Genomic DNA, 16,682 nt, shown 5'->3' with positions numbered 1-16,682 from the left:
CAGAGAGGGAAGAAATCTCTCTGTCAGAAAGTGAAAAAAGAAGAAAAAAAAGGGCTGTGCTTTAATCCATCTGTTTTCTTAGGAAGGTTGGAACATCAAGAATATCTTCATTCTCGGTATAGTCCTGTCCTACAACGATCCTTCTGTTCGCAAGGGTATGGATGTTAGGGGTACCCGGTACATCCGAATCACCCAAAAGTGTTTTTTGGGTTGTCTTCTTAATGCTTGTCGGTTCCGGAATGGCATTTTTGTCTTCAAATCCGGTCGCAACGATAGTGATACGCACTTCATCAATTTCCATGTTTGGATTGGTGGTCGTACCGAAAATGACAGAAGCATCTTCATCGGCACTTTCCTCGACAATATTCATGGCTTCGCCGATCTCCATAATAGGATAATCTGGATGAATATCGAAGTGTACAAGTACACCCATTGCACCATCAATGGAAATATTGTCAAGCAGCGGAGATTCAATCGCTGCTTTCGCCGCATCATATGCCGCATTGGTTCCTGTACTGTAACCTGCACCCATCAAGGCCAGCCCTCTGTGGGACATGACCGTTTTAACATCGGCAAAGTCAAGGTTGATATCATTGTCCCCGTGTGAAAGGATCACTTTTGAAATACCTCCGACAGCTTGTGCAAGAATGTCATCGACCATTCTGAAGCTCTCTTTGATACCGAGATTCTTTTCAACAATAGAAAGCAGTTTTTCATTCGGTACAACAATAATAGAATCACTTTCTCTTTTAAGCTCTTCAAGTCCTTCTTTGGCAAGTTTTGTTCTCTTTCTTCCTTCGAACTTAAATGGACTTGTTACAATAGAAACCGTCAAGGCACCTACTTCTTTGGCAGCCTGTGCGATAATCGGCGCGGCACCCGTACCGGTACCGCCGCCAAGACCGGCAGAGATAAATACGATATCGGAACCTTCAAGTGTCGCTTTGATATCTTCAAAACTTTCAAGAGCCGCTTCTCTGCCTTTTTCCGGTACCATTCCGGCACCCAGCCCTCTTGTGGCATTCAGACCCAGCTGCATTTTGTATGGAGCCAGTGAACTGTCAAGCGCCTGTGCATCTGTATTAGCGACGATCAAGTCTATACTGTTGATCCCCTCTTGTATCATGTGGTTGATCATATTTCCCCCACCGCCGCCTACACCGATCGCTTTTATTTTTGCACCGTTTGTCTGGCACTTTGTTTCAATGACATTGATTTCGAATTCTTCCATTTCTTCCCCCTTTGTAGTAGTATATGTATCTTAAAAAAGCTGTTTGGCCCAATTGGTCAGCTTTTTGATTGGATTTTGCTTGTCAGCACCGATATCCGGCAAGTCATCAAAAATGATATTGTCAGATTCTTTTGTATCTTCTTTATGCTTTTTCTCCTCACGTTTGACTTCCGTCTCTTTGACGGTATTGCCGATCTTGATATCTCCGAGATCATCTGTCCGTACATCTTTGGAGTGCAGAAGTTCCTGTTGAAAGTTGATCTCATATTGTGTATGTTCTCCCGCTCTATAGAGCAGCAGTCCTATCACCGTAGCATATGCCGGATCTTTCAGTTCATCGAACAGACCGTCTATCTCTCTGGGCTTTCCGATACGTACCGGAAGGGCAGGGAAGATGGACTGTGCCAACTCTCTGATACCTTTGAGCTTGGTCATTCCTCCTGTCAGAATGATCCCCGCACCGATCTGCTCTTTGAGTGCGGATTTGTCAAGTGATTTGGCGAGGATCATAAGTGCTTCTTCGACGCGTGCGAAAATGACCGAGTGGACGATCTCCAGAGAGACACCGTTACGGTTCTCTTCATCTCCGATAATGGGCAGTTCAATGACTTCGTTACTCGTCTCAACAAGGTTACCATGACGTATCTTGACATTTTCTGCGATCTGGAGCGGTGTATGCAGCGCCATGGAAAGGTCATTGGTGATATGGTTTGAACCTACGCCCAGAAAATCGTTGTATCTGATGGAATTGCCTACATGGATGACAAGGTTGCTGGTCTGCCCGCCCAGGTCAATAACCGCAACACCAAGTTCTTTTTCATCTTCATCCATTGTGGCAATGGCAGAAGCATAACCGCTCAATACGATACCGTCTATTTCTACACCGGCAGAACGTATTGCTTTTTTGAGATTGGAAAGATTTGATTTTTGTGTCATGATGATGTTGACATCTACTTCCATGCGGCTGGCATTCATGCCAAACGGATCTTCTATAAAGTCCTGATCATCGACCCTGAAATTATAGGGGAGTACATGTACCACTTCATATTCGTTCGGTACATTGGCATTGTAAAGGGCGGTCTGCATAACACGGTTGATCTCTTTGATGGAGATATCTTTGTGGGGAATATTGACGATACCCGTCGAGTTCAGGCTCTTTGCATAGGCATTGGATATGGAGACTGTTGCTGAAGTGATATTGCTTCCGGCAATGCGTTTGGCATCGTTGATAGCTTTCTTGATGGTACGGGAGGCAAGTTCGATATTGGTAATGGCACCTTTTTTAATGCCCTGGGATTTGGCAATGCCGTGTCCCTGTACCTGGAGTTTTCCTTCGTCATCAATTTCAGCTATGATTGCACATATCTTTGTTGAACCGATATCTATAGCTAAAATTGTATTACTCAATTTGTAAGCCCTCCCATATAAACTTCCGTAGGATATTTTGCATCTAACATTTTGATGAGGTTGGTGTCAAATGTTCTGCTTTTCATTTGATTGACAGTCTGTTTTACAAAATTTGTTTTGTTCTGATCGACCGGCAGGAACTTCTGCGCCATAATTTTGTAAACTACTACTTTATCCGATACGCTTATAATACCCTTTTCTTTTAAAGATGTAAAGAGTTTTTGTAAAAATTGTAAACTTTCTGTTGAATTTAACATTTTCAGGTTGTCATTTTTCTCTAAAGTAACAAAACCGGATACGGTTGCATTGCTCTCGGCAAGTGTTTTGAGCGTATGCTTGGCCAGTTTCATCATTGCATCTTTTTTTGCCTGCTGTGTGTACAGTTTGCTCACATCGTTTTTAGCTTCTTCAAAACGCATAGGTCTGGGTTCGACGACTGCTTCGATCTTAACTGTTGCATACTGGTCTCCCACCACTTTTGGTTTTGTGATGTCTCCGGTATTTTTCTGCAGGATATCTTTCCAGATCTCTTTTGAAAGTGTATGGTCTTTTACCGGCAGTGTAATATCTTCAGAAGGCTGAAGTTTCCCTTTTTTGAAAGCGATATACCGCTTTTGTGCACTTTTTTTGCTTTTCTTGATCTTGAGGTCTTTTGTTGCTTCTGCTTTGGCTGCATCGAAGGGAAGCTGTTTGCCTGCAGCATCGGTATAGTCAAACGCATGCGCATCGTAAAATTTCCTGATTTCATCTTCTGTTACATCGGTATTTTTCGTTGGTGTCCATACGACAGAAAGTTTATACATTCTGGGAGTCATAAAATGATTTTTCTGTTTTTCCCAGAATGCTTTGAGCTTGTGCTCATCTATGTTGATATTGACATCATTGCTGCTGAGTACTTTATATTTGAGTTTATCCGCTACATTCATCGCTGCCGAGAATGTTTTCATTTCAAGAGGCAGGGCATCGGTATGGAGCAGTGCGAGTGTTTTTTGTATAGTAAGTTCGTTTTTGAGGGTCGATTCAAAGGTTTTGGCCTTGAGTCTCTGTCTGCCAAGGTAAGCTTCGTAAATCTTTTTATTGAAGACGCCGTCCTTTTGGAAACCTTTGATGTTTTCAAGTGTGTCGGCTAACTCTTTGTCTGAAACGATGATGCCCATTTCCTGGGCAAAGTTGAGCAGTTTTGCCTGGACTGCGAGCTGTGCGAATGCCTGCTTTACCAGACCCAGTTCTTTGGCTTTTTTCTCGTCAAGTTTTCCCTGCATCATTTGATTGTACCGCTCATAGATGCTGCTGTAAACCATATTGAGCTGAGACTGTTTGATCTCGATATCGCCTACTTTGGCAATACTGCTTGCTTTTGAACCGAAATTATACGATCCCCACCCTACAAAACCTGCACCTATAAATGCGATGGTTGCTACCCATATGGTCCATACGAGGTATTTATTGTGTTTTTGCATCCAACTAATCATACTTTATCTACCTTCTATCGAAAAATTTGTATAATATTTTACCTAAATAAACTTGTGGTAACATAGGAAAACAGCGAGGTAGAGAATGATTGACAACAATACGATGATGCAGCGTGACCTTGAAGTGATCTGGCACCCCTGTACACAGATGAAAGATCATGAAACACTCCCTCTGATCCCGATCAGGTCGGGCAAGGGTGTCTACCTGTATGATTTTGACGGCAACCGCTATATTGATGCTGTCAGTTCCTGGTGGGTCAATCTTTTCGGACATGCGAACCCTTTTATCAATGCACGTATTAAAACCCAGGTTGACACACTTGAACATGTTTTGCTCGCGGGATTTACCCATGAACCCGCTGTAGAGCTTGCGCACCGGCTTGTGGATATTACACCGGAAATGTTGAAAAAAGTCTTTTATGTCGACAATGGCTCCAGTGCGGTTGAAGCAGCTTTGAAAATGAGCTATCATTACCATCTTAACAAAGGAAAACACAAAGCACTTTTCCTCTCCCTGACAAATTCCTATCACGGTGAAACAATCGGTGCACTATCTGTGGGTGATGTGGCGCTTTACAAAGAAACATATGCGCCGCTTCTCATAGCCAATACGCAGGTGCCTGTACCAGGAGACCAGACTATAGAAGCGGCACAGGAAGCATTGAACACACTCCAGGAAGTACTTGAGGCAAAAGCAGATGAAATCGCTGCATTGATCCTTGAACCATTGATTCAAGGTGCCGGCGGAATGCATATGTACCATGCTGAATATCTCTCCGGGGCAAGGGCATTGACACAGAAGTATGATGTACATCTTATTGCAGATGAGATCATGACAGGCTTTGGGCGCACAGGGAAAATGTTCGCCTGTGAACATGCAGATATCTCACCGGATTTCATGACACTCTCCAAAGGACTGACCGGAGGCTACCTGCCTCTCTCGGTAGTGATGACAACAGAGGAGGTTTACAGTGCTTTTTACTGTGACTATAATGAATACAAAGCATTTTTGCATTCCCACAGCTATACAGGCAATCCGCTTGCCTGTTCTGCGGCCTTGGCAACGTTGGATCTCTTTAGCCAGAATGATGTATTGGCAGAAAATGAGAAGAAATCACATTACATTAAAGAGAAGCTGAAGCGCTTTTCTTCACTGAAAAATGTCAAAGAGGTCAGACAGCAGGGGATGGTAGCGGCAGTTGAACTTCAGGGATATGATGCAAAAGAGCGTATAGGGCTGAAGATTTATACGTATGGACTGAAGCAGGGCGTGCTTCTGAGACCGCTGGGCAATGTGATCTATTTTATGCCGCCTTATATCATCAGCAACGAAGAGATAGACAGGATGATGGATGTGGCGTATGCGGGCATTGAGAAACTAAAAATGAGAGATGAAAAATGGGAAGGTGCATTTTAGTGCACCCATAGTGCTATTTTCCGAATAGCTTTCCAAGAAGCCCTCTGTTGGCTTTCTGCACTCTTTCATAGTGTGTTTTTGCCCTTTTGACACCCAGTTCCATGGCTTCACGGTAGAGTGTTTCTGCCCGCTGTCTGTCTTTGTCAATGCCTATCCCGTTTTCATAGAACTGTGCCAGGTCGCAAATTGCTTCAGGGTAGTCATCATCCATGGCAAGTCTGTTGATGAGGGTAAATGCTTCAGGCAGATTTTTTTCAAGTACTTCTCCTCTGAAAAGTTCTCTTGCCAGCATGAACTGGGCATACTTTGATGCCGTTGCGCCGCATATAAGCAGCAGCTGGGCTGCTTCGGCAATATTATTGCCTTCCTTGAGTTGGGCAATATAGGAAATGACCTCTTCCACTTCTTTTTCACTGTATCCTTCATTACTGATTTTCAACAGCCAGTTATTGACTGAATCATAATGTTCCTGTGTCGTATGCAGCGGGGGGTACTGTGTCAACATATTTTTAAGTTTCTGGTCAATATAGGGAATATTTTTATAGGTTTGCAATGGCCCTTCTTCAGGTTTCGTAACGTGTGCTTCCTCTTTGATTGAAGAAGAGTGGCCTTCCCGTTCTTCTTCCACTGTTTTTTCAGCAGGGGCAGAAATGCCTGTTTCCTCGGCAGAAGTGCTCTCTGCCTTAAAGAGTGGTGTGGAATTTTCCTCTTCTTTTTCTTCTTCTTGGGGCAGGTTGTGGAAAAGTATGTCTTTTTCACTCTCTTGTGTAGATGTTTCAAAAGGTTCCGGATGATCGAAAAAATCGTCTTTGGGAATGAAATTTGTATCAATATGACTTTCTTTGGCAGCCCCATTCTCTTTCACGGCAGTGTCAAAGAAGTCATCTTGGGGGGTATGGCTTATATCGAGTTCGATATTGTTGGGCATGACGTCTTCTGCTGTAAGATTCAGCAGGTTGTCAAAATCAATATTCTGTTCTGCTTCTGTCCGGGGATTTTCTTTTGCTTTTTCAGGTATTTCTGTGACCAGTGTATCAAAATCAAACAGTTCGGTCTCTTTTTCTATCGGGGTTTCAGGTGTGGTGACGAAAAGATCGAACTCTTCAATGATATCTTTATCGTTCTGGGAAGTTCTCTGAACGATCTCTTCCATGGGCGTCTCAATATATGTGGTGATAAGTGACTGTGTCTGGGCATAGTTTTGAGCCTGAAGACCGGCTATGATTTCCTGGAGTTTTTCATCCGATCGCAATGAAGCGAGTTTAAGCATTTGCAGCTGTATGGTTTCGATATCCGTAATAGAAATAGCAATGTTGATGATCTGTAAACGTTTTTTTGTCTGATTCATACAATGATCCTGAAGTGGGTTTTGCGTCAAAGTGGGTTATTATAGCAAATTTATGCTTTGCAGGGGTGTTGACACTTGTGTATCAGTTATATGACATTATAATAAAATAAAATTAAACAGAGGAAACAGGAAATGAGACATATTTTACTATTCATTGTTGCTGTACTGGGACTTTATGCGGCAGATGAATCACTGTTGACAGGACAGTGGAACAGTATGACACATAGTTTGAACAGTGGTACAAAGACCACAGAAAAAGAATATTTTAAGCTCAATGCGAACCATACCTTCGGTATTGTCTTTCTTGTAAGCGTACAAAAGGGAAATGCCTATGTAAAAGATCTTCGTATTGAAGGAACAGGTATTTGGAAAACAAGAGGCAATATACTGGTTGTGGTTGTCAGGGATGTGAAAGTACCGGTTGCCAAAGAGGTATACGGGATATCCCAGTCTTCCCTTCAATCGATCGCTTCTTCATTTCATAGCAGGTTTGTCAACGATCCAGTCCGGATACTGGTGGTAAAACGCTTAAGCCCCTCTGAGCTGATAACTGAAAACGAATCAGGACAAACCATACAGTACAAACGGCTGCCGTATTGAGAAGGAGAGGCTTTAGAGGTCCGCTATAAATTGGCACTGAGTGCAAGCAGTCTGCAGGAGTTCTCCAAAATAGAGACTTTTTTGGCCATTTCTGTAATGTCTCTGTCATAGGAAATCAAACCGTAACCTTTGATGAGCATAAGATGACTGTCATGGTGCTGGAAAAACCGGGGTATCTCATAAGGAGCGCGTTCCAGCCAGTCATCGATACCCTTGGGATCATAGACAATCACTTCACCAAGGATTTTTTTACCGTGATAATCCTGTGGGGAGACTTTACCGTGTTTCAGGGAATACGCTGTCGCATAAGGGGGCATGGTAAAGCAAATATATTTCGCATTGGGAATGGTTTCATAAATATGCTCATGGATGGGAACATCTGTACTGGCTTCACTCCATCGGTAATCTTTTTTCTGGCAGTTCAGTGCAATAAAGCCGTCTTCCGTAATTTCATCAAGGATAGTGTCTTTTCTGTTTATGATGAAATCGCTGGCTGAAATACGTGCAGAGATCGATCCGTGGTAGACTCCGAAAAAATTTTTATGGAACATGGAGAGTGAAACATGCTTGATCTCTTCAATGAGATGTTTGTCCATGGGGAAACCTTTATTAGGATTATTTTGCTATTATAACGGTTCAATTAGAAATTAGAAATTAGAAATTGGAAAATGTTGATTTTAGAGGTGCCCTTTAATTAATACAAATGCAGGATGCTGTGACCGTGCAGCACCGGAAAGAATGGAAAATGAAACAAGTGGAAACACCGCATATACCGGTACTTCTGGAAGAAGTGTTAGAGAGCTTCAATGGTGTGCCCCAAGGGTATTTCGTTGACTGTACGCTGGGATACGCCGGGCACAGTTCGGAGATACTGAAACGTTACGGCTACCTAAAACATATCGGTATTGACAGAGATGAAGAAGCGCTGGCATTTTCAGAAAAACGTTTAGAACCTTTTAAAGACAGAAGCAGACTTTTCAGGGGAACCTTTGCGACGGTGATTCCTGCACTCAAGGAGGCCCCGGTGACTGCCCTTCTGGCCGATTTTGGTGTTTCTTCACTGCAGCTTGACAAAAAAGAACGCGGCTTTTCATTTGATTCCGACACGCTTGATATGCGTATGGATGCATCCTCGCCGTTGAGTGCCTATGACGTTGTCAATACATACAGTAAAGAGAAACTTGAGTATATTTTTGATGTCTACGGTGAAGTGCGAAGCTATAAAAAACTGGCTGCTGCTGTCGTTGAGGCCAGATCAAAGGCACCTGTAACGACTGCGAAAGCATTCAGTGAAATCATTAAAAAAGTCATTCCCTCAGGAGGAAAGATACACCCTGCAACCCTTCCTTTCCAGGCGATACGCATAGAAGTGAACAATGAACTCGGAGAAATAGAAGGTTTGCTTGATGCGATAGAAGCGAAACACTATAACGGTGAAGTTGTTTCTCTCATTACCTTTCATTCCCTTGAAGACAGACTGGTCAAAAACCGTTTTAGAAAATGGAGCCTTGAATGTATCTGCGATCCGCATGCGATCCGATGTACCTGCGGCAAGAATCATGCTCTTGGCAAGGCGCTCTCCCGCAAGCCGGTTGTCGCTTCGAAAGAAGAGCGTAAACGCAACCCCCGAAGCAGGTCGGCAAAACTTAGAAGTTTCAGGTTCAAGTGTGACAGTTGAAATGGCAGAAAATATAAAGAGAAAGGAACCTAACGGGATCACTTTCAAAATGATTATGATCATTCTTATTTCTGTGACGATCGTATTGATCCTGACAACCATTAAAATTTATTTGAGCAACCAAATCTATTATGAAAGCAAAAAGGTCAACAACATGCAGCGGGAAGTGTCGGCACTCAAAGCCGAAAACGTACTTCTGCAACAGCATATTGAAGCACTGAAATTTAAAAACCGTGTGACAGATACGATCTTCAGCATAGACAATACAGACAATTAGAACAGAGGTATTATTGATTCGTTAATCATTGGTTTCTGAACGGTTGATATTTTCATGTTACAATAACACCATGAAAGAGATAATCTTTCTAGAGCGAGATTGAGAGTTTTGTTTTACTCCTTGTCCAAAAATTGTAAACTTCCTTGTTTTACTCTTGATGATCGTTACCTCTCCAACGAAGAAGCGACTTTTTTTTCATATTTTCCTTGTTTTTATATGATCTCCCTTGTTTATCGCTTCTTCTTTATTCTTTCAGCCCGGTACGGGTACTGCCTGTAAATTAACAATTTTTAGCTATAATTATTCGGATTTTAAAATGACTTTATAGTAAAGTAAGGATAGAACGATGAATATATTTGATGATGACGATTTTATGTCGAGTACTCCCAGAGAGAGCTATTTCAGTATTGCAAAGACAGCCAACCAGAATATTGTAGATGCGGAACTTGAAAAAATGCTGCGCCGCCTTGCCGTTGCCGAAAAAATACTGGAAGAAAGAGACCTTGCCGATGAGCATGAAAAGCAGGTCAAAGCATTGATTATAGATGAAGATATCAATAACAGACTCAATTCTATTTTTATTGAACTTATGGGCAATATTGTTACCCAGTGTGAATAGGATCGTTGTATGTTAAGTGCCGTTGAAAGAAAAATAGAACAGTTCGTCGGTGAGCTGAATGACAAAGAAGTCGTTTCGCTTTATAGAAAGCTGCCGCAGGGAAAACGACTCCGTGCAAAACTTATCTTGAAGATCGCGGGCACTTCTCTGTCGGCAATAAAGACCGCTGCGGTGGTAGAAATGATCCATGCGGCAAGCCTGCTGCATGATGACGTTATTGATGATGCGTATACACGGCGTTCAAAACCTTCTCTCAATGCACTTTACGGCAATAAAACAGCGATCATGCTGGGGGATATCCTTTATTCAAAAGGCTTTTTTGAACTGAACAATATCTCTGCTGATATTGCAAAGATCGTTTCCAATGCGGTGACACAGCTCAGCCTCGGTGAGCTCAAAGATGTTTCTCTTTCCAAAACTTTCAATAGCAGCAGAGAGATGTATCTTGATATGATTTATCAGAAAACCGCATCGCTGATAGAGGCGAGTGCCGGTGCAGCTGCTGTGCTTGCGGGAAAACCCAAAGAAACGTATATGGTGTACGGGAGAAATCTCGGACTGGCATTTCAAATGATCGATGATCTGCTTGACATCACTTCCGATGCAGAAACACTGGGTAAACCGGTACTGCATGATTTTATGGAAGGAAAAACGACATTGCCTTACATTTATCTGTATGAAGTTCTGGATGAGGCAGGGCAGCAAAAGCTTGTTTCGCTTCACGGTAAAGTACTCAGCAGCAGCGAACAGAACTGGATCAAAGTCGAAATGGAAGAAAAGAAGATACTGATGAAATGCTTCTCCCAGGCAAAAGAACTCATAGAAGAAGCAGTAGAACTGATGAACAGCCATGGCGAAACGGCACTTTCAGGTATAGCTATGGAAATGATCGAGAGGGATTTTTAATGTATTACCAGGTAATTAGTTTTTCCCATAAAAATTGCGAGCAGGCGATGCGGGAACGTCTGGCTTTTCCCAATGATGAAGCGAAGGCCACTTTTCTTAATCAGCTGGTCGGGTTCGAGTTTGTGCATGAAGCTTTTGTTGTTTCTACCTGCAACCGTGTAGAGATCGTTCTGGCAACACGTGACAACTTTTCAAGCTATCATGCTGTACTGGGCCTGATGAGTCAGCTCAGCGATATGAACTTCTATGAATTGAAAACAGCTGCCAGACGGTATGATGATGAAGAAGCGATAGAACATATTTTTTCTGTAGTATCTTCTCTTGATTCGCTTGTGATCGGGGAATCACAGATTACGGGACAGGTAAAAGAGGCGTTCAGGTTTTCTTTTCAGAACGGTACAGCGGAACGAAAACTCAACCGTGTTATTTCGTATGCGGTCAAATGTGCCGCTGAAGTACGCAATGCAACCAATATTTCACAAAACCCTATTTCCATTGCTTCAGTGGCTGTTTCACAGGCACATAAGCTTCTCGGAGACAATATACACGGGATGAAAGGCATTGTCGTCGGTGCGGGAGACATGGGTGTACTTGCCGCCAAACATCTTCTGAGGGTCGGATGTGATGTGGTACTGATAGGGCGGGATATTGAAAAAGTGCAGACGACAGCCGATATGCTGGGTGAGAATGTCAAGGCAGACACTATGGAGAATCTGCCCAAGTATCTCAACCGGTACAGGCTGCTTTTTTCTGCAACTTCGGCAAAAGATCCTGTGATCACTAAAGAGATGATAGAAAACGAAACACTTCCGCGACACTGGTTCGATATGGCGATCCCGCGGGATATTGAAGATATGGATCTGGAAAAACTGCATCTTTTCCGTATTGATGATCTGCGCAATATTTCCAATGACAACCATGCCCTGCGTGAAGAACAGGCGGTAAGGGCAACCGAGATCGTCGAGCGATACACCGAAGAGTTTTACAGCTGGCTAAGGGCACTTTCCATAGAGCCTGTCATCAAACAGATGAGAGAACATGTTTCGGAAGCCATAGACAGAGAGATGGAGCGTGCTTTGAAAAAAAGGTTCGTACCAGCCGAATATGAAGACAATATGCGAAAAATGGCGGAACAAATGTTCAAACGTTTTCTGCATGATCCCACACAGAATCTCAGGCTCTCTTCTACGGAAAAGAAAAATGCCAACTGCATTGAAGCGGTTAAAAAAATGTTCAATATTGATACAGAGAATATTGACCTCAGGCAGTATAAAAGTGACCACCATACGAAAGGATACAACGCGTGAGATTTTCAAGACTATTGATTCCTACGACCAAAGAGACACCCAACGATGCTACACTTGCAAGCCATATTTTTCTGATCAGGGGCGGATTTATCCAGTCTGTAGGCGGAAGCGGCCTTTACAACTTTCTGCCTTTGGGTAAGAAAGTACTTGACAGGGTACGTTCTGTTGTCAAAGACGAGTTGGACAAAGCCGGATGCCAGGAAGTCAGTCTCTCTTTTGTGACGCCTGCATCTCTATGGGAAGAAAGCGGACGCTACGAAAAGTACGGCAAGGAACTTTTGCGTTTTAAAGACCGTAAAAATAATGAGTTCGTTCTCGGTCCCACCCATGAAGAGATGATGGTCAACCTGGTACGGCAGAGCGTTAGGAGCTATAAACAGCTTCCGCTCAACCTTTATCAGATTAATCTGAAGTTCCGTGATGAGATCAGACCGCGTTTCGGGCTGATGCGTGGACGTGAATTTCTGATGAAGGACGGATACAGTTTCCATACTTCTTCAGAAGATATGAAACGTGAATTCGATCTTATGGAAGAGACGTATAAAAAGATATTTACGCGTCTTGGACTTGAGTTCAGGGTGGTCGAGGCAGACTCGGGCGCTATCGGCGGAAGCGGAAGCAAAGAGTTCATGGTACTTGCAGACAGCGGCGAAGATACCATCGTGGTATGTGATGCCTGCGACTATGGTGCCAATATCGAAGCGGCAGTCCGTAAAGAGAAAGTGTGTGAGGTTGAAGCACCAGAAGCACTGTCTGGCAAAATCCATACGCCGGATACGACAACAATCGAAGCACTGAGTGCCTTTTTCAAGACCGATCCCTTCTATCTGGTGAAAACAGTTGCCAAACGTGCATTGTACGATGAAGGAAAGAGCGAAGTGGTACTTTTTGCCCTCCGCGGTTCCGATGAACTGCAGGAAGTCAAAGCGTGCAATGCAGTTCATGCCAATGACCTTGCCGACATCACAGAAGAAGAACTTAAAGAGGCGGGTTTGATCGCCGGATATATGAGTCCGACGGCAGTACCGGAAGGTATCAAAGTGGTACTGGACAACAATCTTAAAGAAGCCAGCTCCATGATCTGCGGTGCCAATGAGAAAGATTACCATTTGACCGGCAGCAGTTTCAGCGGTCTACAGGGTGACTACCATGACCTTGTCGCGGTACAGGAGGGTGATCTCTGTCCCTGCTGCGGTTCTTCTTTGCGCTACACCAAAGGAATAGAAGCGGGACACATTTTTCAGCTCGGTACACAGTATTCCGAGCCGCTCGGAGCCACTTTTCTTGATGAGAACGGTAAAGCACAGCCAATGGTGATGGGAACTTACGGTATCGGTGTGAGTCGTCTTCTGGCTGCTATTATTGAACAAAACCATGATGAAAAAGGATGTATCTGGACCAGGGAATCTGCACCGTTTGATCTTCAGATCATTATTTCCAATATCAAAGACGGGGAGCAGGTTGCTTTGGGCGAAAAGCTTTATGGTAAGCTGAAAGCTTCTGGTATGGATGTGCTGCTCGATGACAGAAAAGACCGTTTTGGCGCCAAGATGAAAGATTATGAACTGCTTGGTGTACCGTATGCCGTAGTGATCGGAAAAAAACTGCAGGACGGTCTTGTTGAGTTTGTCAGACGGGAAGGACTTGTCAAGGAAGAGGTCCCTGCCGAGGACATTTTCGATGCAGTGATACAAAAGGTTTAAGCTATGTTTATTCTTATCATGATCCCTTTTATGCTGCTGGAACTCTATCTTTCTCTCTATGTAGGAGAACGGATAGGGTTCTGGTGGTCTGTCATCTGGATTTCGGTAACAATGGTCATCGGTATCCGGCTGCTTCAGTATACGCCCTATACGATGATGGGGAATATCTCACAGGTTTCCCTGGGGAAACTGAGTATGCAGGAGTTTCAAAATGCCAGTACAGCCTATCTGGCAGGGGCGATCCTGCTGATCATTCCGGGAGTATTGACAGATATGCTGGGTATTTTGGCATTGGGATATGCTACGTATTTACGTTTTGTTGCTAAAATAACGCCTGAACACACAAAATTTAACCAAAACAAAGGAGATGACAATGTCATTGATGTCGAAATTATTGACGAGCGCGCTGATAGCGACAGTCGCATTGAGCGCTAATACAGAAGTAAACAATAAGGTATTGTTGAATTATATAGAAAGAAATGTGGTAAAAAACCCTCAAGTTGAGGTTAAAGGTATCAAAATACTTGAGAAAAGAGAGCTTAAGGATCTTCCCGGATGGGATATCTATCTTACATCAATGCATCTTGTGTATCACAAAAAAAATATTGATGCACCCGAAATGATCTTTGTCAAGGACGGCTTGGCTACCAGTCACCTGGTGAACATAAAGACAGGCAGAGACTATCGCAATGAGATCAAGCCTACCGTACCGGCAAGTATGTACAACGATGCGCACCTTCTGTTCGGCAATAAAGATGCCAAACACAAGCTCCTCGTATTTTCAGATCCTGAATGTCCTTTCTGCAGAGATGTTGTACCGGGGATCATGAAAGCGGCAAAAGAAAATCCTCAGCAGATCGCTTTGTATTATTACCATCTTCCTCTGCTCAGAATTCATCCTGTATCGGGTACTTTGACACGCATTATGCATGTGGCACAGAGTGAAGGAAAAAAAGATGTGGTACAGAAAATGTATACACTGAAGATCAATCCGCGCGAAACCGATACAAAGAAGATCATAGCAGCAGTGAAAAAACAGACGGGATATGACATTACCGAAGATAAAATAAAATCTGACGAGGTAACCAAAGCATTGGAAGCAGATGCTAAAGCTGCAGGCAGAATGATGGTCACGGGTACACCTACCGTTTATGTAGACGGCAAGTGGGACAAAATGAGAAACGGTTATAAAAAATTTATTAAAAATTAAAGATTGGGGACTGGGTTGGAAAAGCTGATTATCGCAACACGTGCAAGCAATTTGGCACTCTGGCAGGCATATCATATTAAAGAGAGGATCGAAATTTCGTTCCCGGAAGTAAAAGTCGAACTTAACGAGATTACTTCAAGAGGCGACAAAATCCTTGACAAACCTCTGGCTTTGGTCGGCGGCAAAGGGCACTTCACCAAAGAACTCGAAGATGAAATGCTTGCAGGAAATGCCCATTTGGCGGTACATTCTCTTAAAGATGTACCGACTTACATTCCTGAAGGTTTGGAGCTTTGTGCCATTACCAAGCGACAGGATCAGAGTGATGTTTTTCTCTCCCATACCCATAAGGGTCTGCGTGAACTTCCCGAAGGTGCGGTTGTGGGCACAACCAGTCTCAGACGCCGTATGCAGCTGCTTGAAAAGCGTCCTGACCTGAAAGTAAAAGATCTCAGAGGTAATGTCAACACCCGTCTGAGAAAACTGAAAGAGGGGCAGTATGATGCGATCATACTTGCCTATATCGGGCTTGACAGACTGGATCTGCTTAAAGATATTCCCTATGTCGAAAAGCTTGATTTCTTTATCCCTCCTATGGGGCAGGCGGCACTGGGCATAGAGATCGTGGCTGACAATGACAGAATCAGAGAGATCGCCATGAGCCTGAATGATGAACCGACTTTCATCTGTACAAAAGTAGAAAGAGACTTTATCTCTGTCATTGGTGCGGGCTGTTCCGCTCCGGTTGCAGTCAATGCTACAATGGAGCAGAAGGAAGGCGATGAAGCGCCGACGGTCAGCGTAAGGGCGATGATCGGCTATCCTGACGGTACCCACATTCTGCATAAAAGTCTTACGGCACCTCTCGATGAATCTGACATTCTTGGAGACGAGCTTGCCCAGGCTATGATAGAGGGCGGTGCTTTAGATATTTTGGAGCAGGCTGAAAAAATTGCCTTTAAGGATGAGATGCCGGAGAGGCTGTAACGGCTGCTATATTTTGTTATATACTTGTTTTGCATAAGTGGGGGAGTTTTTTCCCATGCATGCATGCGCAGCTATAGACTCTATCTCTTCAAGAGTCTCTTCTGAGCATTCCAGTTTGAAAGCTAATCTGTTTTGTTATCATCTTTCAATAACCGCTCAAAAGTATATCTTCAATATCTCTACTTGAATCTTTAGCGATATTGATACTTTCAGTTTTAATATATTCGATTGAGTTGTAATTTTTTATCTGGTTCGATAGCCTGCATGACATTCCACGCAAGATTGTGTTACTGCCATAAGTGCCTCATAGGCTGATTCTGTATTTCCTTTTTTTGCAACTTGTGCAAAATCACTTGCAGCACTGTGCATATTGTATCCTGCCTGCTTCATCCCTTTTGGCATATATTTTGCCAAATCTTTTGTATTGTGTGAATGACGTGCACTGAGTCCAAGACGCTTTTGGGCGACCTCGGCTGCTTTCTTAGGTTCATCATAAGCCAGGTACTCTAATATCTCATTG

General features: G+C 43.4%; 17 protein-coding genes. 11 read left to right on the top strand and 6 right to left on the bottom strand.

The window, feature by feature from the left end; translation table 11 throughout:
- Positions 1–61 precede the first annotated feature (61 nt).
- Genes ftsZ through F8L24_RS01900 form a run of 3 tightly spaced genes read right to left on the bottom strand, consistent with a single transcriptional unit; the run spans position 62 to position 4,110 of the window.
- Positions 62–1,231, bottom strand: coding sequence for a cell division protein FtsZ (gene ftsZ / locus F8L24_RS01910; protein ID WP_294951207.1), 1,170 nt, complete (start codon positions 1,229–1,231; stop codon positions 62–64).
- Between the two features lie 30 nt (positions 1,232–1,261).
- Entirely contained in the window at positions 1,262–2,638 is a 1,377-nt protein-coding gene (gene ftsA, locus F8L24_RS01905) for a cell division protein FtsA (protein ID WP_294951206.1), read from the bottom strand.
- Positions 2,635–4,110, bottom strand: coding sequence for a peptidylprolyl isomerase (locus F8L24_RS01900; RefSeq protein WP_294951205.1), 1,476 nt, complete (start codon positions 4,108–4,110; stop codon positions 2,635–2,637). The genes ftsA and F8L24_RS01900 overlap by 4 nt, the downstream gene beginning before the upstream one ends.
- Before the next feature lie 85 nt (positions 4,111–4,195).
- Here F8L24_RS01900 and F8L24_RS01895 point away from each other — a divergent pair, with 85 nt between their 5' ends.
- Positions 4,196–5,527 carry an adenosylmethionine--8-amino-7-oxononanoate transaminase gene (locus F8L24_RS01895; RefSeq protein WP_294951204.1) on the top strand — a complete coding sequence of 444 codons (1,332 nt, stop codon included), beginning with the start codon at positions 4,196–4,198 and terminating at the stop codon, positions 5,525–5,527.
- A 13-nt stretch (positions 5,528–5,540) separates the two neighbouring features.
- Here the strand turns inward: F8L24_RS01895 and F8L24_RS01890 are convergent, their stop codons facing one another.
- Positions 5,541–6,875, bottom strand: coding sequence for a tetratricopeptide repeat protein (locus F8L24_RS01890; RefSeq protein ID WP_294951203.1), 1,335 nt, complete (start codon positions 6,873–6,875; stop codon positions 5,541–5,543).
- A 132-nt stretch (positions 6,876–7,007) separates the two neighbouring features.
- Between F8L24_RS01890 and F8L24_RS01885 the strand changes: the two genes are divergently transcribed.
- On the top strand, positions 7,008–7,475 hold the full coding sequence (locus F8L24_RS01885; RefSeq protein ID WP_294951202.1) for a hypothetical protein: 468 nt from the start codon (positions 7,008–7,010) through the stop codon (positions 7,473–7,475).
- A 23-nt stretch (positions 7,476–7,498) separates the two neighbouring features.
- Here F8L24_RS01885 and F8L24_RS01880 read toward each other — a convergent pair whose 3' ends face one another.
- Positions 7,499–8,071 carry a class II aldolase and adducin N-terminal domain-containing protein gene (locus tag F8L24_RS01880; protein ID WP_294951201.1) on the bottom strand — a complete coding sequence of 191 codons (573 nt, stop codon included), beginning with the start codon at positions 8,069–8,071 and terminating at the stop codon, positions 7,499–7,501.
- Between the two features lie 158 nt (positions 8,072–8,229).
- Between F8L24_RS01880 and rsmH the strand changes: the two genes are divergently transcribed.
- The 9 genes from rsmH (at position 8,230) to hemC (ending at position 16,162) form a co-directional block, all read left to right on the top strand.
- Positions 8,230–9,153 carry a 16S rRNA (cytosine(1402)-N(4))-methyltransferase RsmH gene (gene rsmH / locus F8L24_RS01875; protein ID WP_294951221.1) on the top strand — a complete coding sequence of 308 codons (924 nt, stop codon included), beginning with the start codon at positions 8,230–8,232 and terminating at the stop codon, positions 9,151–9,153.
- A complete protein-coding gene (locus F8L24_RS01870; RefSeq protein WP_294951200.1) occupies positions 9,143–9,430 on the top strand; it encodes a hypothetical protein in 288 nt (95 codons plus the stop codon). Before rsmH ends, F8L24_RS01870 begins: the two co-directional genes overlap by 11 nt.
- Before the next feature lie 346 nt (positions 9,431–9,776).
- On the top strand, positions 9,777–10,049 hold the full coding sequence (locus tag F8L24_RS01865) for a DUF2018 family protein (RefSeq protein ID WP_294951199.1): 273 nt from the start codon (positions 9,777–9,779) through the stop codon (positions 10,047–10,049).
- 9 nt (positions 10,050–10,058) lie between these two features.
- The gene (locus tag F8L24_RS01860; RefSeq protein ID WP_294951198.1) at positions 10,059–10,955 is read left to right on the top strand and encodes a polyprenyl synthetase family protein; all 897 of its coding nucleotides are present in this window, start codon (positions 10,059–10,061) and stop codon (positions 10,953–10,955) included.
- The gene (gene hemA / locus F8L24_RS01855; RefSeq protein ID WP_294951197.1) at positions 10,955–12,262 is read left to right on the top strand and encodes a glutamyl-tRNA reductase; all 1,308 of its coding nucleotides are present in this window, start codon (positions 10,955–10,957) and stop codon (positions 12,260–12,262) included. Before F8L24_RS01860 ends, hemA begins: the two co-directional genes overlap by 1 nt.
- Positions 12,259–13,965, top strand: coding sequence for a proline--tRNA ligase (locus tag F8L24_RS01850; protein WP_294951196.1), 1,707 nt, complete (start codon positions 12,259–12,261; stop codon positions 13,963–13,965). Before hemA ends, F8L24_RS01850 begins: the two co-directional genes overlap by 4 nt.
- A gap of 3 nt (positions 13,966–13,968) precedes the next feature.
- Positions 13,969–14,400, top strand: coding sequence for an FxsA family protein (locus F8L24_RS01845; RefSeq protein ID WP_294951195.1), 432 nt, complete (start codon positions 13,969–13,971; stop codon positions 14,398–14,400).
- A complete protein-coding gene (locus tag F8L24_RS01840; RefSeq protein ID WP_294951194.1) occupies positions 14,339–15,175 on the top strand; it encodes a DsbA family protein in 837 nt (278 codons plus the stop codon). The genes F8L24_RS01845 and F8L24_RS01840 overlap by 62 nt, the downstream gene beginning before the upstream one ends.
- A gap of 15 nt (positions 15,176–15,190) precedes the next feature.
- Positions 15,191–16,162 (top strand): hydroxymethylbilane synthase, encoded by a 972-nt coding sequence (gene hemC, locus F8L24_RS01835; RefSeq protein ID WP_294951193.1) that lies wholly within the window; start codon positions 15,191–15,193, stop codon positions 16,160–16,162.
- A 243-nt stretch (positions 16,163–16,405) separates the two neighbouring features.
- Here hemC and F8L24_RS01830 read toward each other — a convergent pair.
- Positions 16,406–16,682, bottom strand: a 277-nt coding sequence (locus tag F8L24_RS01830) for a cytochrome c (RefSeq protein WP_294951192.1), incomplete at its 5' end; no start/stop codon positions are given.

This window comes from Sulfurovum sp., from assembly GCF_015493435.1.
GTDB lineage: Bacteria > Campylobacterota > Campylobacteria > Campylobacterales > Sulfurovaceae > Sulfurovum.
The sequence above is the reverse complement of the archived record's forward strand: the minus strand, read 5'-3'. Positions and strand labels throughout refer to the sequence as shown.